Origin of the sequence: Streptomyces sp. NPDC101490, assembly GCF_044767145.1 — a bacterium.
Taxonomy (GTDB): domain Bacteria; phylum Actinomycetota; class Actinomycetes; order Streptomycetales; family Streptomycetaceae; genus Streptomyces.
In genome coordinates this window covers 26,227-51,468 of sequence record NZ_JBIWNI010000024.1, presented here as the reverse complement: position 1 = coordinate 51,468, position 25,242 = coordinate 26,227, and the positions used below count along the sequence as shown (strand labels likewise).

The window sequence follows — 25,242 nt, the reverse complement described above, 5'->3', positions numbered from 1 at the left end:
GGCACATTCGGGGACCACCGGGACACCGGGAAGGGGCAGCGGGTTGACCACGCACGCACCACAGACGGCGCAGTCCGTGACGCTGCCCGCCTCGCTCGACGAGGCCGTGGCGGCGCTCACGGCGATGCCGGCCGCCGTCCCCGTCGCCGGTGGCACCGACCTGATGGCCGCCGTCAACAAGGGCCAGCTCCGCCCCGCCGGACTCGTCGGCCTCAGCCGCATCAACGAGATCCGCGGCTGGCAGTACCAGGACGGCCACGCCCTCCTCGGCGCGGGCCTCACCCACGCCCGCATGGGCCGCCCCGACTTCGCCGCCCTCATCCCCGCCCTCGCCGCCGCCGCCCGCGCCGCGGGACCGCCCCAGATCCGCAACGCGGGCACCCTCGGCGGCAATGTCGTCACCGCCGCGCCCACCGGCGACTCGCTGCCCGTCCTCGCCGCCCTGGAGGCCGACCTCGTCGTCCTCGGGCCGCTCGGCAGCCGCGAGATCCCCGTCTCCCACCTGCTCGCGGGCCGCGACCTGCTCGCCCCCGGCGAACTCGTCGCCTTCGTCCGCGTCCCGCTGCTCCACGCCCCGCAGGTCTTCGTCAAGGCCACCGGCCGCACCGGCCCGGCCCGTGCCACCGCCTCCGTCGCCGTCGTCCTCGACCCGGCCCGGCGCGGTGTCCGCTGCGCGGTCGGCGCCGTCGCCCCGATGCCGCTGCGCCCGCTGGAGGCCGAGCGCTGGATCGCCTCGCTCGTGGACTGGGACAACGACCGGGGCCTGGCCCCCGAGGCGCTCGCGGCGTTCGGCGAGTACGTCGCCGCCGCCTGCATCCCGGACCCACCGGGCGACGAGGCGTTGCCCCCGGCCGTACTGCACCTGCGGCGCACGGTCGCCGCACTCGCCCGACGGGCACTGGGGAGGGCACTGTCGTGAGCAACGAACAGCAGGGCAACCAGGGCGGGAGCCCCGGCGGCTGGGAACCGATCCCGCAGAGCGAGGGGTACGACGGGGACGCGACGGCCTTCGTCCAGCTCCCGCCGGAGTTCATGCTGGAGGGCGTCCCGCTGGAGGCCCCCGGCCACGGCTACGTGCCGCCGATGATCACCCCGCTCCAGCCGCTCGCCCCGATGACGCCGGACGGCCAGGCCGCCACCGGCGGCTGGTCGGCCCACGTGCCGGCCCAGGCGGAGCAGCCCCCCTACCAGGAGCAGGTCCCGTACTTCGACGCTCCCGCGTACGGGCGGTACGCCGAACGGACGGCCCCCTACCCGGCGCAGCCCGGCCAGGGCGACCCGCACGCCACGGCGGAGTGGCACTTCCCGGAGACGACGGCCCCCGACCCGGGCGCCACCGGCCAGTGGACGGTGCCGGACGCGCCGCGCCCGGAGGACGCGCCGGGCGGGTTCGCCGCGTCGGCCGTCCGCCCCTACGCCGAGGCCCCCGCGACCCTGCCGGGCGGCGCCCCCGCGCCGTGGGCGCTGCCGGAGGACCCGGCACCCGCCCCCGGCGACAGCCGCGCGCCCTCGGCGGAGCACACGCGGACGGCGGAGCGGGAGCACGCGCTCCGGCCCGCGCCCGGCCAGGTGCCGGAGCACGGGCCCGAGCGGGATTCCGGCGCGGCCCGGACCTCCGGCGTGCCCCACGGGACCGGGCACGCGGTCCAGCAGGGCCCGGCGCCGTCACAGGAGCGCCCGCCGGTGCCGGGCGACGAGCCGACGCACGGATCCGTCCCCCCGCAGGGACCGGCCCCGGAGCACGGCTCCGGCGGGGCACACGGCCCCGGTGAGGTCCACGGTCCGGGTGGGGTCCACGGGACCGTCGATCCGGTACGGAGTGGTGGCCCCGGCCAGACGGCCGATGTCCTCCACGGGGCCGGTGAGGTCCATGAGTTGGGCGAGACCCACGCGGTCGAGCCCGTACACGCGTCCGGAGAGACCCATGGGGCCGAAGAGCCCCGGGGGGCCGGAGACGCCCACGGGGCCGGAGACGCCCACGGGCCCGGCGGGAGCGCCGGAGCCGGTGAGCCGCACGAGGCATCCGCGACGCCCGCCCCCGCCGACCCGCACGGACCGCCGGATCTTCACGGATCGCCGGACCCTCACGGACCGTTCGGTTCCCACGCGCCCGCCGCGCCCCACGGGCCCGGTGCGGCCCACCCATCTGACCCCGCGCCCGGTCCCGACTCCGGCCAGGGCTCCCCTTCCGGGCCCGGCTCCGGGCAGGCGGCCGAGCACGCGGAGGAGGTCGCGGGAGACTCCGCGGGTGACCACGGAGCGGGCGATTCCGCGGATGATTCCGCAGGTGGACACGTAGATGGACACGCGGGCGGGCAGCGGCCTGAGCACGCCGGTCCGCCGGCCCCCGGGCAGCCGACCGTCCCCGGGCAGGCGACCGGTCCCGGGCAGCCGACCGGTCCCGTCGTCGTCCCCGAGCCCGGGACCGACCCCGTCCCCGCGCCCGAACCCGCCGCGGGCCCCTTCGCGTCCACCGACAGCGACGAGCACCCCCACACCTCGTACACCCTGCGGGTCAACGGCACCGACCGGCCCGTCACCGGGTCCTGGATCGGCGAGTCCCTGCTCTACGTGCTGCGCGAGCGGCTCGGCCTCGCGGGCGCCAAGGACGGCTGCTCACAGGGCGAGTGCGGCGCGTGCAACGTGCAGGTCGACGGACGTCTCGTCGCCTCCTGCCTGGTCCCGGCGGCCACCGCGGCGGGCAGCGAGGTCCGGACGGTCGAGGGCCTCGCGTCCGACGGCGAACCCTCGGACGTGCAGCGGGCGATGGCCCGGTGCGGCTCGGTGCAGTGCGGCTTCTGCATCCCCGGCATGTGCATGACCGTGCACGACCTCCTGGAGGGCAACCACGCCCCCACCGAACTGGAGGCGCGCCAGGCCCTCGCGGGCAACCTGTGCCGCTGCTCCGGCTACCAGAACGTGCTCGCGGCCGTCCAGGAGGTCGTCGCCGGACGCGAGGCGGACGCCGCCGCGCACGAGGCCGCCGACGGACCCCGGATCCCGCACCAGATTCCCCCCACGCACGACGGAGGCATGGCGTGAGCACCGACGCGACCACCGCCATTCCCACGCTCCCCGACCTCTCGGGCGCCCCGGCCGGGGAACCGGCCGCGCACGGACTCGGCATCTCGCTCCCGCAGGCCGAGGCCCGCGCGAAGACCGAGGGCACCTTCCCGTACGCCTCCGACCTGTGGGCCGAGGGCCTGCTCTGGGCGGCGATCCTGCGCTCCCCGCACCCGCACGCGCGCGTGCTGTCGGTCGACACCAGCGCCGCCGCCGCGATGCCGGGCGTCCGCGCCGTGGTGACCGCCGCCGACGTGCCGGGCGCCGCGACCTACGGCCGCCGGGTCGCCGACCGGCCCGTCTTCGCCTCCGACCTGGTCCGCCACCACGGCGAGGCACTCGCCGCCGTCGCCGCCGACCACCCCGACACGGCCCGGCTCGCCGCCGCCGCGATCACCGTCGAGTACGAGGTGCTCGAACCGGTGACCGACCCGGAGAAGGCCTTCGCCGCCGAACCCCTGCACCCCGACGGGAACCTGATCCGGCACATCCCGCTGCGCTTCGGCGACCCGACGGCGGCCGGCGAGATCGTCGTCGAGGGCCTGTACCGGATCGGCCGCCAGGACCCGGCACCCATCGGAGCCGAGGCCGGACTCGCCGTGCCCCGGCCCGACGGAGGCGTCGAGCTGTACACCGCCTCCACCGACCCGCACACCGACCGCGACCTGGCCGCCGCCTGCTTCGGACTCCCCCCCGAGCAGGTCAAACTGGTCGTCACCGGCGTCCCCGGCGCCACCGGCGACCGCGAGGACCCCGGCTTCCAGATCCCGCTGGGCCTGCTCGCGCTGCGCACCGGCTGCCCGGTGAAGCTCACGGCCACCCGCGAGGAGTCCTTCCTCGGCCACGCCCACCGCCACCCCACCCTGCTGCGCTACCGGCACCACGCCGACGCGGAGGGACGCCTGGTGAAGGTCGAGGCGCAGATCCTGCTCGACGCGGGCGCCTACGCGGACTTCTCGTCCGAGTCCCTCGCGGCGGCGGTCGCCTTCGCCTGCGGCCCGTACGTCGTCCCGCACGCCTTCGTCGAGGGCTGGGCGGTCCGTACGAACAACCCGCCGTCCGGCCATGTGCGGGGCGAGGGCGCGATGCAGGTGTGCGCGGCCTACGAGGCGCAGATGGACCGGCTGGCCGCGAGACTGGGCGTCGACCCGGCCGAGCTCCGGATGCGGAACGTCATGGCGACCGGCGACCTCCTGCCCACCGGACAGACCGTGACCTGCCCGGCTCCGGTGGCCGAACTCCTCTCCGCTGTACGGGAGTTTCCGCTGCCGCCGCTCCCCAAGGACACCCCGGAGGACGACTGGCTGCTGCCCGGCGGACCGGAGGGCGCGGGCGAACCCGGCGCGGTCCGGCGGGGCGTGGGGTACGCGCTCGGCATGGTCCACATGCTGGGAGCGGAGGGCACCGACGAGGTCTCGACGGCGACCGTACGGGTCCACGAGGGGGCGGCCACCGTCATCTGCTCGGCGGTCGACACCGGTTCGGGCTTCTCGACGCTCGCCCGGCAGATCGTGCAGGACACCCTCGGCATCGAGGAGGTCCACGTGGCACCCGTGGACACGGACCAGCCCCCGGCGGGACCGTCGGCGCACGGCCGTCACACCTGGGTGTCGGGCGGGGCGGTCGAGCGGGCCGCGAAGATGGTGCGGACGCAGCTCCTCCAGCCGCTGGCCCACCAGTTCGGCATGTCCACGGAGCTGCTCCAGATCAACGACGGCAAGATCACCTCGTACGACGGGGTCCTCTCGACGACGGTCACGGAGGCGCTGGACGGCAAGGAACTGTGGGCGACCGCCCAGTGCCGCCCCCATCCGACCGAGCCGCTGGACGAGGCGGGCCAGGGCGACGCGTTCGTGGGTCTCGCGTTCTGCGCGATCCGCGCCGTGGTCGACGTGGACATCGAGCTGGGTTCGGTACGGGTCGTGGAGATGGCCGTCGCCCAGGACGTCGGCCGGGTCCTCAACCCCGCCCAGCTGGCCGCCCGGATCGAGGCGGGCGTCACCCAGGGCGTCGGCGCGGCCCTCACCGAGAACCTCCGTACGACCCGGGGTCTGGTCCGCCACCCCGACTTCACGGGCTACGCACTCCCGACATCCCTGGACGCCCCGGACATTCGCATCGTGAAACTTGTCGAGGAGCGGGACGTCGTCGCGCCCTTCGGCGCGAAGGCGGCGAGCGCGGTCCCGGTCGTCACCTCACCCGCCGCAGTGGCCTCAGCCGTGCGCGCGGCGACGGGACGCCCGGTCAACCGCCTTCCGATCAGGCCCCAGGCGGCCGTCGCCGTGCCCCATTCGTGACCGTGCGATGTCCGTTGCTTGTGCAACCGGGAGGTGCGTACTGTCGTCGTTCCTGGCTACAGTTGAACTTCTAGACTCGGCAGGAGGGCGTCCAGGCGGTCCCGGACGCCCTGCCACGGCGGTTCACGGGGGAGGAACGCGGGCATGAGGCCCTATGAGCCTGGAATGTACGGCATGAGCAGGGAAGCCGTGCTCTACAACTCGGAGTCCATGACCGAGTTCAAGGCGAGCATCGACGCCCTGATCACGAAGCTCACCTCCTCGGAGGCCGACAAGGGCAAGATGAACACGGACCCGGTGGTGCGCGCCCAGTTCGGCGGCGGCGGCGCCGCCTGGTCCGAGGCCGCCGGCGTGTACGACGCGTACAACACGGTGCTCAAGCAGCTGGTCGAACTCTCCGGCCTGCTGCGCGACTGCCTGGAGGGCCTCGGCATCGCGGTCGTCGCGTCCAAGGACGGCTTCGAGCAGCTCGACGAGGACACCCGGTACAAGATGCTCCAGATCACTCAGCGGACCGAGGACGCCAAGCGCCAGGCCGACGTGGAAGCCGGGCGCGTGCCCGTCAGCACGGGCAGCGGGGCGACCGAGGGCGGCGGCACCTTCAGGTAACGCGCCGGGGACGGGACCAGAAGCACACACGGGGGAAGAGGCGAAGGATGAGGCCTGCAGAGGGCGGCGGAGGCGGGGGCACCGACTTCCGTTCGATGTCCCACCAGCAGATGCTGGCGTGGCTGGACGAGGCCAGCTCGTTCTACGTGGGGAGCGCGGCGGGCCGCCTGAACGAGGCGTCCACGGAACTGCACCAGATCGCCGAGGCGCTCAAGACCCGCACCAGCTCGGTGGCGTGGGAGGGCGAGGCGGAGAAGGCGTTCACCAAGTGGGCCGAGAGCGTCATCAGCTCCACCCACTCCCTGGGCGACTACAGCTCCGGCGCGGCCACCTGGATGGACCACGCGGCCCTGGCCATCGCCACCGCGCAGAACACCACACCCCGCTACACCTCGCACGCCTCCGCCAAGGAGAACCTGGCGGCGGCGATCAAGTACCGCAACGACCCGGACTCGGCGACCGTCGCGAACAACGCCAAGAAGTCGATGGCCGCGAGCGAGGACCTCAAGGCCATCGAGGCCAAGGAGCGGGCCAACCAGCAGGAGGCCGCCGCCGAACTGGAGAAGCTCTCCGGCGCGTACACCTGGTCCTCGTACAACATGAAGGGCCTGCAACCGCCCACGTTTCCGCCGCCGCCGGGGGATTTCGTGCCCGCGCAGAACGACATGGTCGGTGGCAACTACGTGCATGCCGGCTCCTCGGGGCGACGCGGAGGGGGTACCGGTACGGGCTCTTCCACTCAGAACTCCACGGCTGTGTACGACCAGCCGGGCGGCTCTCGCCCACCCGCCGACACGAACGTCGTCCCGCCGTCGCAGGACACCACCGGGCCGACGCGGGTCGTCCGGCCCGAGGTCCGTCCCGAAGTCCCCGTGGACCTGGGCATCGACAGCGTGGACACCCTGCCGAACCCGACCACCACCGGGCCCGGCCCGACGCAGACCGGACAGCCCCCGGTCACCAAGCCGGACGGCGGTACGCCTCCGCTCGTGCCCACCGGCGTGCCCCCGCTCGGAGTGAAGGGCGTTCCGGGCCCGCTGGGTCCCACCGCTCCGGTCACCGGCGGTTCCGGCTCGCGCGGTCCGCTCACCACCAGCCCGGTCACCGGCGGCGCGCGCGGACTCGGCCCGCTCGGGGGCGGCCCCCGCGAGGGCATCAGCGGCGGACGTGCCGTCCCCCAGACCACCGGCCGTCCCGCCACCGGCATTCCGCGCGGCACCGTCATCGGCGGCGAGCCGACCGGGCGCGGCGGCGCGGGCGCGGGCATGGGACGTGGTCCCATGGGCGCGCCCGGCATGGGCGGTCCGATGGGCGGCGCGGGCGCGGGCCAGAGCGGCATCAGCGGTGGGCGCAGGCTCGCCGGGGAGGCAGGCGGGGTCGTCGGCGGGAAGGCGCAGCGCGCCGGAGCCGTCGGCGGCACCGGACGTCCCTTCACGCCCGGTGGGTCCGGTCTCGTGCGCGGGAGCCAGACGAAGCCCGACGAGCGCGAGGAGCAGAACGGAGAGCGTCCCGACTACCTGGTCGAGGACGAGGAGACCTGGCAGCAGGGCCGCCGCGTGGCGCCGCCCGTCATCGACTGATCAGCGCGAGGAAGCGGAAGCAGATGCCTACCAGCAGTGTTCGGCGGAGTCGTGCCCGGGTCACCGCCTCGGCAGCCTTGGGGATGCTGCTGGTCGGCATCGCTTCCGTCCCCGCCCACGCGGCCCGGGAACGGCAGTGGCACCTGGACGCCATGGGCGCCGAGGAGATCTGGCAGCTCAGCACGGGCAAGGGCGTCACCGTCGCCGTCATCGACACCGGCGTGGACAGGGAGAACCCCGACCTCAAGGGCCAGGTCCTCAAAGGCAAGGACTTCTTCCCGGAGAAGTCGGGTGACGAATACACGGACTACAGCGGTCACGGCACCAGCATGGCGGGGCTCATCGCGGGTTCGGGTCAACGAGACGGTGGTGAGGGGGCGTTCGGGTTGGCGCCGGGCGCCAAGATCCTTCCGGTCAGGGTTCCGGGCGGTGATTCCGGGGGGATGAGCCGGGCGGAGGCCGATGAGCAGTTCACCAGGATCATGCCTCAGGCAATTCGGTACGCGGCCGACTCAGGGGCCAAGGTCATCAACATCTCCGTCGCGGTCGCGACGACGTCACAGCAGCTCACCGATGCTGTGACCTACGCCCTCAACAAAGGGTCGCTGATCTTTGCGGGTGTCGGTAATGACGCTGAGAAGGGCAACGAACTGATGTACCCGGCGGCGACCCCTGGCGTGGTCGGAGTCGGAGCCGTCGACGACAAGGCGGCACGCATCCCGATGTCGCAGCACGGACCCCAAGTCGATCTCGTCGCTCCAGGCAAGGACACGGTCGCGGCTTGTGGCGACGGTCGAGTCTGCAGGTCCACCGGCACGAGCAACGCCACCGCCCTCGCCTCCGCCGCCGCCGCGCTGCTCTGGGCGAAGCATCCCGACTGGACCAACAACCAGGTCCTGAAGGTCATGCTGAACACGGTCGCGAAGCCGCTCAAGGGTGAGGAGCGCAGTGACTTCGTCGGTTACGGTGCCATCCGGCCGCTGCGGACGCTGAAGACGCCCGGTGACCCCGGGCCCGCCGACGTCCGGCCCATCGACGACCTCGCCGGGGCCGCGACCCCCGGGCCGTCCGCCTCCGCCTCCACCCCGGGCGCACCGGCCCCCTCGGACGCCTCGACGGCGCCCGCCCCGCAGGCCGCCGCCGCCGACGCCGGGGGCGGCAGCGGCGGGCTCTGGATCGGCCTCGGCATCGGCGCCGCCGTCCTGCTCGCCGGGGCCGTCGCCGTGCCCGTACTCCGCTCGCGGCGCGGCTGAGCGGCACCGGACCGGGGAGGCGCGGCAGGGGCGGGTCCGACCCGTTCCCGCCTTGGACGGGCGGGTCCGACCCGTTCCCGCCCCCGACCCGCCCGGGTCAGACCCCGTACACCGGCATCGCCGCGATCCGCCCGCCGCGTGCGAGGAACACGCGGTGGGCGGCGCTCGCCATCCGGTAGGGGCCCTCGCGCTGCATCCGTACGGTGAACAGGACCGCGTGCGTGGCCTTGTGGACCACGCGGACGGTGCTGTCGTCGCCCTCGGGCAGCCAGACCGTCGCGCCCTCCACCACCGGCGCGGTGATGCCGCCCCGGACGTCCATGACCTCCATCCACTCCGCACTCGGGAGGTCGACGCCGGGCAGGGTGCGGTAGCGGTGCGCCTGGTAGCCCTCGACGGCCACGGCGGAGTCGCCGTCGGCGGCCGGGCTGCCCCAGCCGGGTTCCGTGTCGGCCAGGTCACCGGCGTCCTCCTTCCACAGGAGTTCGCCCCGGTCGAGCCGCCGGGCCATCAGCAGGGGACCGCCCAGGTACACGGCGCCGCCGCCGATCGACGGCGCCTGGCCGTGGGTGCCCTGGCCCTCGACCGTCCAGATCGTCCTGCCCGTCGCCGTGTCGAGGGCCTCCACCCGCCCGTCCCTGCCGTGCACCACCAGCCGTCCACGGCCCACGGCGGCCTTCGCCGGGCCCATCGGGGAGCGCGGCGACGGCATGGGGCGGGTCCAGGCGGTGGTGAGCGTCCAGGCGTCGACCGCGCGCAGTTCGTCGTCCTCGGTCACCAGGTAGACCCGGGTGCCGTCGGCGGCGAGGACGTCGTCGACACCGTCACCGGTCCGCCAGACGGGGGCGCCGGTGGCGGCGACGTACGCGTGCAGGGCGCCCTCCTTCCCGACGCCGACGACCAGCCGGTCCGCGACCGAGACGAAACCGGTGCCGGCGGCCACGTCCGGGGCCCGCCACCGCTCCGCGCCGTCCGTGACGGAGAGGGCGAGCAGCCCGCCCGTCCTCGCCCGCACCACCAGCACGTCCCGGACGGGGAGCGGGAGCCCGCCGTCCGGCGCGGCCACGTCGAGGGGACCCCACAGGGTCTTCGGGACCTCGCCCGGCGCGGTGTCCACGGCCGAGAGGAACGCGGCCTCCGGGACCACCGCCGCCGGTGGCACGTCGAACACCGGAGGCTTCCCCTCCCGGCCCAGCCACCACCAGGCGCCCGCGCCGCCGCCCGCGCCCAGGACCGCCACGCCCGCCGCCGCCCCGGTGAGGAAGCGGCGCCGGGACGGACCGGAGGACGGCACGGAGGTGTCCGGCGGTGCCACCAGCCGTCGTACGGCGGTCTCCCGCCGGGCGATGTCCTCCGCGAGCGGGCCCTCGCGCCAGACCCGGGAGGCGCGCTTCGGCGGCGCGAACGCCTCCGCGATCCGCACCGGGTGCGGGCGGAGCGCCGGGTCCTTCGCCAGACACGGCCCGATCAGCTCCCGGAGTTCCGGCGGCACCCCGCTCAGGTCCGGTTCGCCGTGCACCACCGCGTACTGGACCGCCGCCACGTGCCCGCCGTCGAAGGCGCGGCGCCCGCTCGCCGCGTACGCGAGGACCGCACCGAGCGAGAAGACGTCGGAGGCGGGGCCGACGCGCTGCCCCAGGGCCTGTTCGGGGGCTCCGTACCCGGGGGTGACGGGGATCTGGCCGGTCGTCGTGAGGGTGAGGCCGTGTTCGGGGCGCGCGATGCCGAAGTCGATGACGCGCGGGCCCGTCGAGGTGAGCACGATGTTCGCGGGCTTGAGGTCACGGTGGACCAGTCCGGCCGCGTGGACGTCCCGCAGGGCGAGGGCGAGCCGGGCGGCCAGCGCGCGGACCGTGGGCCCGTCCATCGGCCCGTACGCGCGGACGGCCTCGTCGAGCGTCGGCCCGGCCAGGAACTCGGCGGCGATCCACGGCCGTCCGCCCTCCGTCTCCGCCCCCAGGACCCGGGCCACGCCCTCGCCGGTGACGGCCCGCGCCATGGCGGCCTCGCGGACGAACCGCAGGGCGAGGTGCGGGTCGTGGGCGAGTTCGGGGCGGAGGACCTTGACGGCGGCGGGCCGCCCGTCGGCGTCCCGGCCGACGTACACCTTGCCCATGCCGCCCTCGCCGAGGACACCGAGCAGACGGTACGGGCCGAGCCGGAGGGGGTCGCCGGTGGCGAGGGGCTGTGGGGTCATGGGGACTTCCAGGTCGGACGGACGGAGGAGCGGACAGGGGCCCGGCCCGCCCGGGGACGTATCGAGGGGGACGCGGTCACGCGTACGGCAGCGCCACCACCGAGGTCGCTCCCGCGCCGACGATCCGCCGTCCGGGGACGTCGACGACGTACCGGGTGGCGTCCGTCGGGAAGACCCACGCCGAGCGGCGCGTCCGCCGGTCCACCGCGCTCAGTCCGCCCCGGACCGGCGCGTACACGTACCGGGTGCCGACCACCGGGACCGTGAGCAGCCCCGGGGTGAGGGCCCGGCCGCCGGGTTCCTCCCGCCAGCGTTCCGCGCCCCGGTCGGCGCCGACGACGACGAGGCCCCGGCCCGCCTCGTTCGCGTGGACGAGGCCGCCCGACACGGCGGGGAGCCCGAAGGCGGAGCCCCCGCCGTACTCCCAGGCGACGCCGCCGTCGGAGAGCCGCAGCGCGCGCAGCCGGTCGCCGCCCAGGTACAGGTGCCGGTCGTCGGCGGCGAGCTGGCCCGGCCGGTAGGACGGGGACTCGCGGAGCGGGACGGTCCGCCGCCACAGCCGCCGCCCGGTGCGCAGATCCCTCGCCTGGACGTCGAAGGACGTCAGGTCGTCGCTGTTCTTGCCGAGCACCAGCCGGTCGCCGACGATCCGGCACAGCCAGGGGCGCACATTGCCCCACGCGTACGGCTGCCGCCAGACCTCCCGGCCGGTGCGCAGATCGACGGCGAGCAGATGCCAGCCGCTCTCCTTGTCCCTGGCGTCCCTGTCGCCCCGCCGGGACGCCGCGTAGAGCACGCCCCCGGACGCGGTGAGGAGTTCCGTGCCGAACGGGGAACCCTCGTACTCCTTCAGCACGATGGTCCGGGCCGCCTCCTCGCCGGTGCGGGCGGCGAGCGTGCGGACCACCAGGGCCGAGCTGCCGTCGGAGGGGTAGCCGGACGCGTAGAACAGGCCGCCGTCGGTGGTGATCTGCCGGGGGTCGCTCACCATCCGGTCCTCCCACAGCGCGCGCCCGTCCTTCGGGTCGAGCGCCCGGAACGACACCGTCTCCGCGACGCCCACGACGCCCCCGGCGAGGAGCGGGGTGAGGCCTTCCTCGCGGTCCAGGGAGTCGCCCCGCCACAGGGCCGTGGGCGATCCGTCGGACGCGGTCGTCGCGGGGACCGCGGTGGGGCCGGTGGGGGCCGGTGCGCCGCCGGAGCGGTGCGGGACGTCCCGGGCCGCCATCCACGCCTTCAGGCCGAATCCGGCCCCGGCGACGCCGAGCAGGGTCGCGCCGCCGGTCATGAGGAGGCGGCGGCGGGAGAGCGGGGGCGGCGCCGGTGCGGCCGGGGTGACGGCGGCGGTCGAGGGGGCCGGGAGGCGGTGCGGGGCGGGCAGCCAGACGTCGTGCGCGCGGCGGGCGATGTCGGCGAGGACCAGCGGCGGCAGGTGGTCGGCGAACTCGCCGTGGCCGTCGTGGAGCCGGTCGGCCAGGACGGCGGTGGTGGGGCGGGCCGCCGGGTCCTTGGCGAGACAGGCGGTCAGGAGCGGCAGGAGGGGTTCGGGTACGCCGGTGAGGTCGGGTTCGGCGTGCCGGACGCGGTACAGGAGGTCGGCGGGGGAGCCGGTGCCGAAGGGGCCGTGGCCGGTCGCGGCGAAGACGAGAACGCCCGCCAGCGCGAACACGTCACCCGCGGGCGGGTGTTCCTGTCCGCCCGCCTGCTCGGGTGACATGAACGCGGGCGTTCCGGCCGCCGCTCCCGTACGGGTGAGGTGGTCGTCGCCCGCCGCGCGGGCGATGCCGAAGTCGATGACCTTGGGGCCGTACGCGGTGACGAGGACGTTCGACGGCTTGAGGTCGCGGTGGACCACGTCCGAGGAGTGCAGCTGGGCGAGTGCCCCGGCGAGCGCGGCGCCGAGGGCGCGGACGGTCGGTTCGGGCAGCGGGCCGCCGAGCGCGACGGCGTCGTCCAGGGGCGGTCCGAGGACGTACTCGGTGGCCAGCCACGGCGTCCCGGCGAGCGGATCGGCGGCCACGACGGCCGCGCCGTGACGGGCGCCGATGATCCTGGCCGCGTCGGCTTCGAGCCGGAACCGGGCCCGGAACGCGGGGTCGGCGGCGAGCCGCGCGTGCACGGTCTTGAGCGCGACCGTACGGCCGCCGGGGGTGCGCGCCAGATAGACCGTGCCCATGCCGCCGGTGCCGAGGCGGGCGAGCAGACGGTACGAGGCGACGGCGGCCGGGTCGTCGTGGGTCAGGGGCGACAGCATGGGAAGACGTCCGTCAGGTCCGGGAGCGGGGGAGAGTGCACGGCCCACCGGGGGAGAGGGGGCGGTGAAGTGAGGGGGATGTGGCCCTACCGGGGCCGGGAGTTCCCTTGAAGGAGGAGGGGTGCGCGGCCCTTCCAGGGGCGGGAGTTCCGTAAAGGCAGGGAGGTGCGGCCCTCCCGAGGCCGAGGCCGCAGGTGGAGCCGGAGCCGGAGCCAAGGCCGGAGCCGGGAGTTCGGCCAGGGGAGGGGCGTACACCCCTCCCGTATCCGGGGGTCCGGTGACAGCGGGAGGGTCACGGTCCTGCCGGGACCGGGAGTTCCACCGCGAGGAGCTCCGCCGACTGGCGGGCCAGCGCGGCCACCACCCGGCCCGGCAGCCAGCCCGGGGCGAGCGGGGAACCGGCCGGGTCCAGGACGGTCCCGTGCGCGGTGGGCGGGGCGAGGGCGGAGACCAGGTCGGCGGCGGTGGGCCGGTCGGCCGGGTCGCGGGCCAGACAGGCGGAGATCACCGGCCGCAGCGCGGGCGGGAGTTCGTCCCGCTCGGGAACGGTGTGGCCGGTGGCGGCGTACGCGAGGACGGCACCCAGCGCGAAGACGTCCCCCGGCGGGCGCGGGCGGCCCCCCGAGGACTGCTCGGGGGCGAGGGACCCCGGGTCGATGCCGGGCAGACCGGTGCGGGGCTCGCCGTCGTGGGCGGCGGCGGCCCGAACCGCCCCGTAGCAGGTCAGCCGGGGTCCGTCGGCGGTGAGGAGGACGGCGGAGGGGGAGACCCCGGCATGGGTGAGCCCCTGGGCGTGCACGGCGGCGAGGGCCTCGGCGAGAGCGGCGCCGAAGGCGCGGACGGTGGCCTCGGGGAGCGGGCCGCCGTGGACGGCGAGGGCCACGGGCAGCGGCAGGGCGGGGACGTACGGGACGGCGTACCAAGGGGGTTCGCCGGGGGCGGCGGTCTCGGTGACGGGCGCGGTCCAGGGGCCGGTGAGGCGGCGGGCGGCATCGGCCTCGGCGGCGAAGCGGGCCGGGTCGGCGCCGGGCAGCGGGGCGCTGAGGAGCACGGTCCGCTCCCCGTCCGCCGCACGGGCGACGAACCGGCGGCAGGGCGGGGCGGGTCGGGGCGGATCGAGCCGGGTGATCAGCCGGTAGGGGCCGATGTGGCGGGTGGGGTCGTGGGGGGTGGGGACAGTCGCGGGGGCGTGCGGGGCGGGGTTGTGCGCGGGGGAGTGGGCGGGGCTGCCGGAGGCGCGCGGGCCGGACTCGCGCGGGCCGGGCTCGCGCGGGGGCGCGTACTCCTGCCCCTCGTGTCCCGGCTCCGTCCGCTCCGTCCGCTTCATCGGCTCTATCGGGTCTGTCGGGTCTGTCGACTCGACCGGCTCGGCCTGCCCCGTCGGCTTCGTCCGATCCGTCCGCTCAGCGCGTGACCGCTCCACTGTTCCCGTTCCCCGTTCCCCCGTCGTCCGTGCGCCCCGTGGCGACGGGGGCGGGCCGAGCCTACCGAGGAGGAGGGCGGCGGCCGTGCCCGGAGGGGGTGTCCGGAGGGGGGCCGACGGCCCCGGGTCCGGGAAAAGTCCGGGCTGTCCGGGTTGCGAAGGTGAAGCGGGAGCGCGTACCGCGTGAAGATCTCCCTGACGGGGCGGAATCCGCGCCGACAGTGCTCGGACGGAGTTCCCTGCGGCTACGATCGCGGTGCTTCCGCAGATGCCGAACTTGCGGGGGCGAAGCCCGAACGGGCGCGTGAGCACAGCGGTATCAGCGGGGGTGGAGCATGTCGTTCGAAGAGGAGTGGGCGTCCGTCCGGACCACGTCCACGGCCACCGTCAGTATGCGGCTCAACCAGGTCCCTCCGGAGCCGGGCGGAAACGGCGGCGGGAACGCCGACCTCGGCGTCGACCAGGACAAGCTGGGAGCCATCGGCAGCGCCGCCTACGCGCTGCACGGACGGCTCGCCACGGACGGGAACCACGCCCGTACGAACACCACGGAGGCGGCCACGGGCATGTCCAGCCACGGCTTCCGCACCGGGTCCGCGATGGCGACCGTCCAGGAGACGTGGAGCTCGCAGCTGAACACGCTGCTCGACGCCTGCGCCAACATCTCCAACCACCTCGACTACAGCGCCGCCTCGCACGCGAAGGAAGAGGCGGACATCCAGGCGGCCCTCGCGGCCTCCAAGATCAACGAGTACTTCAAGTAGGCGGGGGACCTGCTGTGCTGACCTTTGACAACGTGTACCAGGCGCCGCTGGACAAGATGAAGTCCGCCGCCGACGACTGGTCCGCGATGAAGGGCAAGCTCGACAAGCTCGCCGAGGACGCCCGTACGACCATGGCGGCGAAGGCCAGGGACGACTACTGGCGCGGGGTGAACGCCGAGGTCACCAAGCCGTTCGTGGACAAGACGGCGAAGGAGTTCGACGACGCGGCGAAGGCCGCCGACGGCATCCACAAGGTCCTGCTCGACGGCTACAACGCCTTCAAGAAGGCGAAGGACGACCTCAAGAAGATCGTCGAGACCGACGCCCCCGCCAAGCGCTTCAGGGTCACCTCCAGCGGGAGGGTCGAGGCCGTCGAACCGCTGTCGCAGACCAAGGACCAGGGGATGCGGCACGACCCCGACTTCCGGATGATGGTCAGCCAGGAGATCGCCGACATCGACGCGATGCAGCGGCGGATCGACGCGATCGTCGAGACCTGCGACGACGCCGACGAGTCCTGCTCCAACGCGCTCAAGGCCAACATCACCGGCGACCGGAACAACTTCAGCGCCCCGAAGTACGGCAGCCTCGACGCCGAGGAGGCGCAGCGCGCCGCCGACCTGGCCAAGAAGGGCCGGGACATCAGCCACGAGGAGCTGGTGCGGCTCAACGAACTGCTCGCGGACAACAGCGGCTCGAAGGAGTTCTCCCGCACCTTCTACGACCACCTCGGCCCCAAGGGCGCCCTGGCGTTCTTCGGGCAGCTGTCCACGGACACCTACGACTACTCGAAGGTCGACAAGGAGCGCCTCGCCGACGTCCAGGCGCTCCAGAAGAACCTGGGCCTCAACCTGGCGACCGCCACGCAGGGCGGCGACGGGTGGACCGACAAGTGGTCCGCGGACATGCGCAAGCTGGGCACCGAGCGGATTCCGCTGATCAAGTACGACAACAACCCGCCGTTCGGCTACCAGTTGCTCGGCGGCATCATGCGCTACGGCGACTACGACAAGAAGTTCCTGGTCCCGATCGCCGAACACGTCACCCAGCTGCACGCGAAGGACCCCGACTTCTTCGGCCAGAGCAGGCGGATGGGCGGCTGGGAGAAGAACCTCTTCAACCCCTCGGGCGTCAACGGCTCCGGCTACGACCCGGTGGTCTCGATGCTGGAGGCCCTCGGGCACAGCCCGGACGCGGCGAAGGAGTTCTTCTCGAAGGACCCGACGTCGTACAACAAGGACGGCAGCGTCGGCGGCACGGTCGACCTGAACGGCAAGAAGGACGGCAATCAGCAGGGCTACCTGGAGTACTTCCAGAACAAGGACTACGAGTTCTTCATGGACATCGAGGGGCACGACCCGGACGAGGCCAAGAAGTCCATGGCCTTCATGCCGGACGCCCTCGGCCACGCCCTGGAGGCGGCGACCACGGGCCACGGCTGGGACGACCCCAACCCCCAGCTCCACCGCGACGAGAAGTCCGCCGAGATCATGAAGCAGGTCATCGACTCGTACGGCACGAGCACGGAGCTGCGAGAGCAGCACAAGCCGCTGATGGACAGCCTGGGCAGGATGGGGGCGGCTTACATCGACGACCTGAACTACTCGACGTACAACTTCGGCGAGACCGGCGACTCCCTGGGCAGGGACAAGCTCTTCCCCGCCAGCAGCGACGGCAGTTCCCGTACGGACTTCGGGGGAGGCGCCAGCCTCAGGTTCATGAACGCCGTGGCGGGCGACGAGGACGGGTACAAGTCGCTGTCCGCCGCGCAGCAGGTCTTCGAGGCGAGCGGCATCAAGGCCCTGGAAGGGGACAAGGACACCGCCCTCACCTTCGCCCACAACGCCACCAAGGTGCACGGAATCCTCGACGAGTCGCGCATCTCCCAGATCTCCCTCGACTTCAAGGACGAGGAAGAAGCCAAGAATCTGAAGCTCGAACAGCAGGCCGAGTGGCGCAAGTCGGCCGTCAGCGGCGGCGTCGCCGCGGTCGTGGGGGTCGGATCCGCCGTGGTACTCGGCCCGGCCGCCGGACTCGTGGCGGCGACCGCGGTGCCGCTCGTGATGGAGACCGTGGGTTCCGCGGTCAGTACGGGCTACGCGTCGGACACCCTGCAGTACCTGAAGGACAACGAGTACAAGAACGACGACGAGGCCGACGACGCGGTCATGAAGGTCAGAGCGGCGGGTGAGAGCAGTGCGGCCGTACCGGTCCTCAACCTCGCCGAGAACTACGGCATGACGCTCAAGGAGCGGCAGGACCTGATGCGTGAGATCGAGGCTTCCTACGACGCGGGCGGCACGGACGTCCAGAACCTGACGAGGAACAAGTGACACAGAGGATGCGGAAGGTGCAGAGCGCGCGCGGGCCGCAGAGCGCGGTCGCGGGGCTGGTGGCCGTCGCCGCGGCACTGGCGCTGACGGCCTGCTCAGCCGGGGACGCGGGATCGGGCAAGCCCGGGCCCTCGACCGTGGCGGCGTTGAAGGTCTGTGAGCAGGCCTTCGGGGCTGAGGGCGTGACCACGGCCCGAGCCACGCTCGGCACGTCCGGCCTGGAGGCCGAGGGTACGTCCTGGGACACCGTGCGGCAGTCGATGCTCAAGGAGGCGCGGGCCTATGTGCCCGGAGAGGAGGACATGACGCGCGGGCGGCACGAGCCGTGCCGGATGTCCACCTCGGGCGAGAGCGTCAAGCGGGTCGAGGCACGGGTCCAGTGGTCCCTGATCACCATGGACCACGTGACCGTGGACGACACGAAGCGTGCCTGGCGCAAGGCCGCCGACGACGTCTACGTCCAGTGGGTGTCGCGGCTGCCCGCACTCGCCGCCGTGCTTCCCTGCCGGGTCCCCGGCACCGCCACCGGCCAGGACCGGGCGCTGCCCCTGGAGGTCAGGGTCGAGACCGCCGGTCTCGGCGCGGACCGGGAGACCCTCACCGGGACCCTGCTGGCCTCCCTCGTGCGCGAGACCCATGAGCGCCTCGGCTGCGAGAACCCCCTCACCGTCCCGGCCTCGCTCCTGCCCCGCTGACCTGACGGCCTCCGGCCGGGCGTCTCCGTCCGCGGACCGACAACACCCCGAGATCGGCTGACCCCCGTCACCCCTTCACGAGGAATTCCGATGAGAAGAATGTCCGCGTCCGTCTCGACCGTGCTGGCCCTCGGGCTGCTCCTCACCGCGTGCGGGGGCGGCGAGGAGGACCGGCAGGTCGCCCAGAAATGCGACAGCACCCTGTCGCCCGAGGCGGTGAAGGCACTCGGATCGCTGCTGGGCACCGAGGCGTTCAGGTCGGGAGGCGTCGGTCTCGGCCGGATCACCGAGGCGCTGATCCAGGACCAGGCCACGCCGGGCGGGGGGCCGGGCCTTCCCGATCTGTGCGAGGTGACCGCCGACGGCGACCTGCGGAGCGGGGTGAAGATCGACGCGGTCCTGTACGGTCCTGGCGACCTGTACGACGACGGCACCAAGTGGCAGGCTCAGGGACGCCATCTGTACGCGATGGGCCGCGAGGCGAGCGCGGACAACAAGGACGCGCATCTTTTCGTGGGGTGCTCCAGTCCGCGTCTGAAGGGCTCCGACAAGGCGCCCGCCCCGCTGCACGCGATGATCAGGTCCGACGGCCGGGGCAAGGGCGCGTACCCCGAGAACACCCCCGCCACCCGCGAGGCGTACCTCACCGTTCTGCATTCGGTGACGCTGGCGGTCGTGAGGAAGCTGGGCTGCGAGAACGACGCGGGTCTGCCCGAGAAGCCCGTGTTCGAGGCGAAGAAGTGGCGCGGGGAGCGGTAGGGGCGGCCCCTCGCCCGCTTGGTTCGGTCCTCGACCGCCGCCTGCGCGGGCGAAGTCAAGGCCGCCTTGAGTCTCATCGAGCCCCCCCCGCGCCCGGAGTGATGCCGGGCAACAGGCCACCGGCGGCTCCCATGCCCAGGAGGGCGCCGGGTCCGCGTCCGGTTCGGGCGTTCATGGCCGGGCCGTGGGAGACAGGCCGACGCGGGTGTGAAGATCCCGGGACGGGACCTCGTGGAGACCGTGATCGGAATCGAACCGACGTAACTCGCTTTGCAGGCGAGCCCCTCAACCACTCGGGCACACGGTCGTGCGGTGTTCTGGGTACGACCGTAGGGCGGGGACGGGAGGGGCTCAAGAGGGGCCCGGGGTGTGCCACGGGACTGACATGCCGCTGCCACACTCCGTTCATGGTCGTACGACCGACGACCGAGGGCGAACGGGACTCCTGACAGGTGCCACCACCAGGGACACCTCTTACTCTGGGGGAATGAGCGCCCTCGAACCCCGCGACGCCGCGGACCCCGGCACCGTCGTCGATCTTCCGCCGGACCCGGCGCCCCGCGCGACCGCGCAGGACACCGGGGGGTCCGTCCTCGACTCCGCCCACCGGGCGCTCAGCATCGGGATCGTCTCCGTCGTCCTGCTCATAGCCTTCGAGGCGACCGCCGTCGGCACCGCCATGCCCGTCGCCGCCCGCGAGCTGAACGGCGTGTCCGTTTACGCCTTCGCCTTCTCCGCGTACTTCACCACCAGCCTCTTCGCCATGGTCCTCGCCGGGCAGTGGTCCGACCGGCGCGGGCCGCTCGCGCCCCTCGCCGCGGGCATCAGCGCCTTCGCCGCCGGGCTGCTGCTCTCCGGCACAGCCGGGGCCATGTGGCTGTTCATCCTCGGCCGGGCCGTGCAGGGCCTCGGCGGCGGGCTCGTCATCGTCGCGCTGTACGTGATCGTCGGCCGGGCCTACGCGGAACACCTCCGGCCCGCGATCATGGCAGCCTTCGCCGCCAGCTGGGTCGTGCCCTCCGTCGTCGGCCCCCTCGCCTCCGGCACGGTCACCGAGCACCTCGGCTGGCGCTGGGTCTTCCTCGGCATCCCCGCCCTCGTCGTCTTCCCGCTGGCCCTCGCGCTCCCCGCGATCCGCCGCACGGCCTCGGGCCCCGCCGACCCGGCCGCGCCCGTCGCCGCCTGGGACCGGCGCCGCATCGGGCTGGCGTTCGCGATCTCGGCGGGTGCCGCACTCCTCCAGTACGCGGGCCAGGAACTGCGCTGGCTCTCCCTCCTCCCGGCCGTCGCGGGCATCGCGCTCCTGGTGCCCGCCGTCCGGGGCCTGCTCCCGCACGGCACCTACCGGGCGGCCCGTGGCCTGCCCTCGGTGGTGCTGCTCCGGGGCATCGCCGCCGGTGCCTTCATCGCGGCCGAGTCGTTCGTCCCGCTGATGCTGGTCACCCAGCGGGGCCTGAGCCCCACCCTGGCGGGTCTCTCGCTCGCCATGGGCGGCCTCACCTGGGCCCTCGGCTCCTGGATCCAGGCCCGGCCGTGGACGGAGCCGTACCGGGAGCGGCTCGTCGTCCTCGGCATGGTGCTGGTCGCGCTCGCCATCGCCACGGCGCCGAGCGTGCTGATCACGGCCGTGCCCGTCTGGGTCCTCGCGGTCGCCTGGGCGCTGGGCTGTCTCGGCATGGGCGCGGTGATCGCCTCGACGAGCGTGCTCCTCATGAAGCTGTCCGCGCCGGACGAGGTGGGCGCGAACTCGGCCGCGCTGCAGATCTCCGACGGCCTCTCCAACGTCCTGCTGCTCGCCGCGGGCGGCGCGGCCTTCGCGGCGCTCGGCGGCGGCGCGGTCGGCCACGCGGTCACGGCCGCGGCGTCCACGGGCTCCCACCCGGGGGCCTTCACGGTGGTGTTCCTGCCGATGGCGGGCGTGGCGGCGGTGGGCGCCTGGGTGGCGACCCGCCTCCACGTCCCGGAGCCCCGCGGCTGACGGCACGCGGCCCCGCGACCGACGGCCCGGGGACCGGCGCCTGTGACGTCCTTGGCCGGGCCATTCCGGGCCCGGCCAACCGGCGGGGAAATCTGGTACCACTTTGGCCCCACCGCTCGGTACTGTTCCGGCATGGCCATGAACCTGCGTCTGCGCGACGACCAGACCGAGGCGCTCAAGCTGCGCGCCGAGCAGGAGGGCACGAGCATGCACGCCCTCGTCCTGCGCGCCGTCGACGACTACCTGGCGCGCACCGCCCAGGAGGCCATCGTGCGCAGGACCGCCATGGAGCAGGCGGCCAAGTGGCACGAGCTGATGGAGCGGCTCAAGTGAGCGCCGTCTACCTCTCCGCCGAGGACGCCCTGATCGTCGCCGAGCACGCCGTGGACGACCAGGACGTCGTCGTCCGCGACGCCGGGCTGCTCGACTCGGCGGTGCACCGCCCGGCCGCCGCCATGTTCGGCGAGGAGGCGTATCCCGAGCTCCTCGACAAGGCCGCCGCGCTCCTCCAGTCCCTCGCGGTGAACCATCCCTTCCTCGACGGGAACAAGCGCACCGCCTGGCTGTCCTGCGTGACGTTCCTCGCCATGCACGGCGTCCAGCTCCGCCCCGACATCGACGCGGCGGAACGCCTGGTCATCGCCGTGGCGACCGGGGAGACCCACGAGGTGGGGACCATCGCGGACGGTCTGCGGGACCTGACCGGCCCCGGCCCGGCGGCCTGACCCGAGCGGCGCCCGGCCCGGCGGCCTGATCCGAGCGGCGCCCGGCCCGGTGACGTGACCAGCTTCGGCCCAGTGATGCAGAATCCGGCTCGGCGAGCCGACCGAGTCCCACCCGGCCCGCCCGCCGAGCCGATTCGTCCCGCCGCCGCGTTCCCGGCCGCAGCCGATCCCGCCCCGGCGCCGCGCCCCGATCCGTCCCCGCCATACCCGACCCGGCCCGCCCCCGCGAGTCGATCTCCCCCGGAGTGAGGTGGGTCGCAGCGGGGCGGTGCCCGGCCCGTTTCGTACGAGGTTCGGGTCGGGCCGCCGGTAAGGTGGCCCGGTTGTCATATCTGGACGAGCGTCGAACCCGGAGATCGTGACTACTACCACCACCACCTCCCATCACCTCTCTCCCGCCTTCCCCGGACGGGCCCCCTGGGGTACCGCCGGCAAGCTGCGTGCCTGGCAGCAGCGAGCGATGGAGAAGTACCTCCAGGAGCAGCCCCGTGACTTCCTCGCCGTCGCCACCCCCGGCGCGGGCAAGACGACCTTCGCGCTGACCCTCGCCTCATGGCTGCTGCACCACCACGTCGTGCAGCAGATCACCGTGATCGCCCCCACCGAACACCTGAAGAAGCAGTGGGCCGCCGCCGCCGCGCGGATAGGCATCAAGCTGGACCCGGAGTACAGCGCCGGACCGCTCAGCAAGGAGTACGACGGCGTCGCCCTCACCTACGCGGGTGTCGGCGTCCGCCCCATGCTCCACCGCAACCGCTGCGAGCAGCGCAAGACCCTCGTCATCCTCGACGAGATCCACCACGCCGGAGACTCCAAGTCCTGGGGCGAGGCGTGTCTGGAGGCCTTCGAGCCCGCCACCCGGCGGCTCGCCCTCACCGGCACCCCGTTCCGCTCCGACACCAACCCCATCCCCTTCGTCACCTACGCGGAGGGGGACGACGGCATCCGCAGGTCCTCCGCGGACTACACGTACGGCTACGGCAACGCCCTCGGCGACGGCGTCGTCCGCCCGGTCATCTTCCTCTCCTACAGCGGCAACATGCGCTGGCGGACCAAGGCGGGCGACGAGATCGCCGCCCGGCTCGGGGAGCCGATGACCAAGGACGCGGTCTCGCAGGCCTGGCGCACCGCGCTCGACGCCAAGGGCGACTGGATGCCGAACGTGCTGCGGGCCGCCGACCAGCGGCTCACCGAGGTCCGCAAGTCGATCCCGGACGCGGGCGGTCTCGTCATCGCCTCCGACCAGGACTCGGCCCGCTCGTACGCCAAGCTGCTCCGCGAGATCACCGGGACGAAGGCGACCGTCGTCCTCTCCGACGACACCGGCGCGTCGAGCCGGATCGACGAGTTCAGTGAGGACGGCTCCCGCTGGATGGTCGCGGTCCGCATGGTGTCCGAGGGCGTCGACGTGCCCCGCCTCTCCGTGGGCGTGTACGCGACGACGATCTCGACCCCGCTGTTCTTCGCGCAGGCCGTCGGCCGTTTCGTGCGTTCGCGCAGGCGAGGCGAGACCGCCTCCGTGTTCCTGCCGACGATCCCCAGCCTCCTCGGCTTCGCCAGCGAGATGGAGGTCGAGCGCGACCACGTCCTCGACAAGCCGAAGAAGGCGGGCGACGACGAGGACCCGTACGCCGAGTCCGAGAAGGAGATGGCTGAGGCCGAACGCCAGCAGGACGAGGACACCGGCGAACAGGACATGCTGCCCTTCGAGGCGCTGGAGTCCGACGCCGTCTTCGACCGCGTCCTCTACAACAGCGCCGAGTTCGGGATGCAGGCCCACCCCGGCAGCGCGGAGGAACAGGACTACCTCGGCATCCCGGGCCTGCTCGAACCCGACCAGGTCCAGCTGCTGCTGCAGAAGCGGCAGGCCCGGCAGATCGCGCACAGCCGCCGGAAGCCGGACGAGGAGGCCGACCTCCTGGAGCTCCCGGCGGAGCGGCGGCCCGTGGTCTCCCACAAGGAGCTGCTCGAACTCCGCAAGCAGCTCAACACGATGGTCGGCGCGTACGTCCACCAGACCGGCAAGCCGCACGGGGTGATCCACACCGAGCTGCGCCGGGTCTGCGGCGGCCCGCCGAGCGCGGAGGCGACCGCCGGGCAGCTCAGGGAACGGATCAAGAAGGTCCAGGAGTGGGCCACCCGGATGCGGTGACGTCCTTCCGCGCCCCGCACCCGTAGGGGGAGCGCCCGGAGAGTCTCCGGGACCACCGGAAGCACTCGGGACACCGGGACCACCCGGGCAGGAACGGCTGAGGCCCGTACGACGGCGTTCGTACGGGCCTCGGCCCGTCCCGCGCGGAGAGAACCGGCGGCGGGACCGCCTCGGAGACCGGCCCCCACGGTCGGCCTCCGGGCATCCTCCACGCTAGGGGCACGACATAGCCGGTCTTGTCCTCCAAAGTCCCGCGTACGACCGACGAAGGTCCTGAACCGTCCGTATCCGGTCGTCGGCGCCCGGATTCTGGACGAGGTCTTCCGCTCAGCGGAGCGGGTCGCTACTGTCCCGGCTCAAAAGCAATCGCCCCGTGGCAGCGCCGCCGCGGAGCGCAGCCGGTGTACCCCTTCCTGCCGGCGGCCTCTGACGTGCGTCGCCGACGGGACCGGCGACGCGGCCACCGTGAGAGATCCGCCGCCACTCACTCCGAAGGAGAGGGCGTCGTGACCGCGGAGACCTCCCAGACGCTCGACCGGGGACTCAGAGTCCTCAAACTGCTCGCCGACACCGACCACGGCCTGACCGTCACCGAGTTGTCCAACCGACTCGGTGTCAACCGGACCGTGGTCTACCGTCTGCTCGCCACCCTCGAACAGCACGCCCTCGTCCGCCGCGACCTCGGTGGACGTGCCCGCGTCGGCCTCGGCGTGCTGCGGCTCGGCCGCCAGGTCCACCCGCTGGTGCGGGAGGCGGCGCTGCCCGCGCTGCGCTCGCTCGCCGAGGACATAGGGGCGACCGCCCACCTCACGCTCGTCGACGGGGCGGAGGCGCTCGCCGTCGCGGTCGTCGAACCGACCTGGACCGACTACCACGTCGCCTACCGGGCCGGCTTCCGCCACCCCCTCGACCGGGGCGCGGCGGGCCGGGCGATCCTGGCCGCCCGGCAGGGCGGTCTGACCGAACAGGGCTTCACCCTGACCCACGGCGAACTGGAGGCGGGCGCGAGCGGCGCCGCCGCCCCGCTGGTGGGCGTGACGGGCGTCGAGGGAAGCGTCGGCGTGGTGATGCTCGCGGACGCCGTACCGGAACGCGTCGGCCCCCGCGTGGTGGACGCGGCCAGAGAGGTCGCCGACGCCCTGCGTTAGACATACGCCCCC

General features: G+C 73.7%; 18 protein-coding genes and 1 tRNA gene. 15 read left to right on the top strand and 4 right to left on the bottom strand.

Annotated features, from left to right (window positions below; genetic code table 11):
- The first annotated feature begins 43 nt into the window (after positions 1-43).
- The 6 genes from ACIRQY_RS30230 to mycP all read left to right on the top strand — a co-directional run bounded on the left by ACIRQY_RS30230 (position 44) and on the right by mycP (position 8,802).
- Positions 44-919 carry an FAD binding domain-containing protein gene (locus tag ACIRQY_RS30230; RefSeq protein ID WP_351782883.1) on the top strand — a complete coding sequence of 292 codons (876 nt, stop codon included), beginning with the start codon at positions 44-46 and terminating at the stop codon, positions 917-919.
- The gene (locus ACIRQY_RS30225) at positions 916-3,042 is read left to right on the top strand and encodes a 2Fe-2S iron-sulfur cluster-binding protein (protein ID WP_403930994.1); all 2,127 of its coding nucleotides are present in this window, start codon (positions 916-918) and stop codon (positions 3,040-3,042) included. The genes ACIRQY_RS30230 and ACIRQY_RS30225 overlap by 4 nt, the downstream gene beginning before the upstream one ends.
- Complete coding sequence (locus ACIRQY_RS30220; protein ID WP_403930992.1) at positions 3,039-5,360, top strand: xanthine dehydrogenase family protein molybdopterin-binding subunit; 2,322 nt, start codon at positions 3,039-3,041, stop codon at positions 5,358-5,360. The genes ACIRQY_RS30225 and ACIRQY_RS30220 overlap by 4 nt, the downstream gene beginning before the upstream one ends.
- A 174-nt stretch (positions 5,361-5,534) precedes the next feature.
- Positions 5,535-5,969 carry a hypothetical protein gene (locus ACIRQY_RS30215; protein ID WP_403930990.1) on the top strand — a complete coding sequence of 145 codons (435 nt, stop codon included), beginning with the start codon at positions 5,535-5,537 and terminating at the stop codon, positions 5,967-5,969.
- A 47-nt stretch (positions 5,970-6,016) separates the two neighbouring features.
- Positions 6,017-7,549: a hypothetical protein gene (locus ACIRQY_RS30210; RefSeq protein WP_403930988.1), complete on the top strand. Its 1,533-nt coding sequence runs from the start codon at positions 6,017-6,019 to the stop codon at positions 7,547-7,549.
- A 23-nt stretch (positions 7,550-7,572) separates the two neighbouring features.
- The gene (mycP, locus tag ACIRQY_RS30205; RefSeq protein ID WP_403930986.1) at positions 7,573-8,802 is read left to right on the top strand and encodes a type VII secretion-associated serine protease mycosin; all 1,230 of its coding nucleotides are present in this window, start codon (positions 7,573-7,575) and stop codon (positions 8,800-8,802) included.
- 97 nt (positions 8,803-8,899) lie between these two features.
- Here the strand turns inward: mycP and ACIRQY_RS30200 are convergent, their stop codons facing one another.
- The 3 genes from ACIRQY_RS30200 to ACIRQY_RS30190 all read right to left on the bottom strand — a co-directional run bounded on the left by ACIRQY_RS30200 (position 8,900) and on the right by ACIRQY_RS30190 (position 14,580).
- Positions 8,900-10,999: a serine/threonine-protein kinase gene (locus ACIRQY_RS30200; RefSeq protein WP_403930984.1), complete on the bottom strand. Its 2,100-nt coding sequence runs from the start codon at positions 10,997-10,999 to the stop codon at positions 8,900-8,902.
- Positions 11,000-11,075: 76 nt separating this feature from the next.
- Positions 11,076-13,253, bottom strand: a complete 2,178-nt coding sequence (locus ACIRQY_RS30195) for a protein kinase (protein ID WP_403930982.1) — start codon at positions 13,251-13,253, stop codon at positions 11,076-11,078.
- A gap of 292 nt (positions 13,254-13,545) precedes the next feature.
- Complete coding sequence (locus ACIRQY_RS30190; RefSeq protein ID WP_403930980.1) at positions 13,546-14,580, bottom strand: serine/threonine protein kinase; 1,035 nt, start codon at positions 14,578-14,580, stop codon at positions 13,546-13,548.
- Positions 14,581-15,011: 431 nt separating this feature from the next.
- Here ACIRQY_RS30190 and ACIRQY_RS30185 point away from each other — a divergent pair, with 431 nt between their 5' ends.
- The 4 genes from ACIRQY_RS30185 to ACIRQY_RS30170 all read left to right on the top strand — a co-directional run bounded on the left by ACIRQY_RS30185 (position 15,012) and on the right by ACIRQY_RS30170 (position 19,227).
- On the top strand, positions 15,012-15,440 hold the full coding sequence (locus tag ACIRQY_RS30185) for a hypothetical protein (RefSeq protein WP_351782859.1): 429 nt from the start codon (positions 15,012-15,014) through the stop codon (positions 15,438-15,440).
- A gap of 14 nt (positions 15,441-15,454) precedes the next feature.
- A complete protein-coding gene (locus ACIRQY_RS30180) occupies positions 15,455-17,773 on the top strand; it encodes a hypothetical protein (RefSeq protein WP_403930978.1) in 2,319 nt (772 codons plus the stop codon).
- Between the two features lie 17 nt (positions 17,774-17,790).
- On the top strand, positions 17,791-18,468 hold the full coding sequence (locus ACIRQY_RS30175; RefSeq protein ID WP_351782854.1) for a hypothetical protein: 678 nt from the start codon (positions 17,791-17,793) through the stop codon (positions 18,466-18,468).
- 90 nt (positions 18,469-18,558) lie between these two features.
- A complete protein-coding gene (locus ACIRQY_RS30170; RefSeq protein ID WP_403930976.1) occupies positions 18,559-19,227 on the top strand; it encodes a hypothetical protein in 669 nt (222 codons plus the stop codon).
- Positions 19,228-19,459: 232 nt separating this feature from the next.
- Here the strand turns inward: ACIRQY_RS30170 and ACIRQY_RS30165 are convergent.
- Positions 19,460-19,534: transfer RNA gene (locus ACIRQY_RS30165), tRNA-Cys, on the bottom strand.
- A 180-nt stretch (positions 19,535-19,714) separates the two neighbouring features.
- On the opposite strand from ACIRQY_RS30165, the gene ACIRQY_RS30160 reads away from it, so the two are divergent.
- The 5 genes from ACIRQY_RS30160 (at position 19,715) to ACIRQY_RS30140 (ending at position 25,230) form a co-directional block, all read left to right on the top strand.
- Entirely contained in the window at positions 19,715-21,205 is a 1,491-nt protein-coding gene (locus ACIRQY_RS30160) for an MFS transporter (protein WP_403930974.1), read from the top strand.
- 132 nt (positions 21,206-21,337) lie between these two features.
- Entirely contained in the window at positions 21,338-21,538 is a 201-nt protein-coding gene (locus tag ACIRQY_RS30155; RefSeq protein ID WP_351782846.1) for a CopG family transcriptional regulator, read from the top strand.
- A complete protein-coding gene (locus ACIRQY_RS30150; protein WP_403930972.1) occupies positions 21,535-21,930 on the top strand; it encodes a type II toxin-antitoxin system death-on-curing family toxin in 396 nt (131 codons plus the stop codon). Before ACIRQY_RS30155 ends, ACIRQY_RS30150 begins: the two co-directional genes overlap by 4 nt.
- Positions 21,931-22,285: 355 nt before the next feature.
- Positions 22,286-24,082, top strand: a complete 1,797-nt coding sequence (locus tag ACIRQY_RS30145; protein ID WP_403931053.1) for a DEAD/DEAH box helicase — start codon at positions 22,286-22,288, stop codon at positions 24,080-24,082.
- 506 nt (positions 24,083-24,588) lie between these two features.
- Positions 24,589-25,230, top strand: coding sequence for a helix-turn-helix domain-containing protein (locus ACIRQY_RS30140; RefSeq protein WP_351782840.1), 642 nt, complete (start codon positions 24,589-24,591; stop codon positions 25,228-25,230).
- The last annotated feature ends 12 nt before the right edge of the window (positions 25,231-25,242 follow it).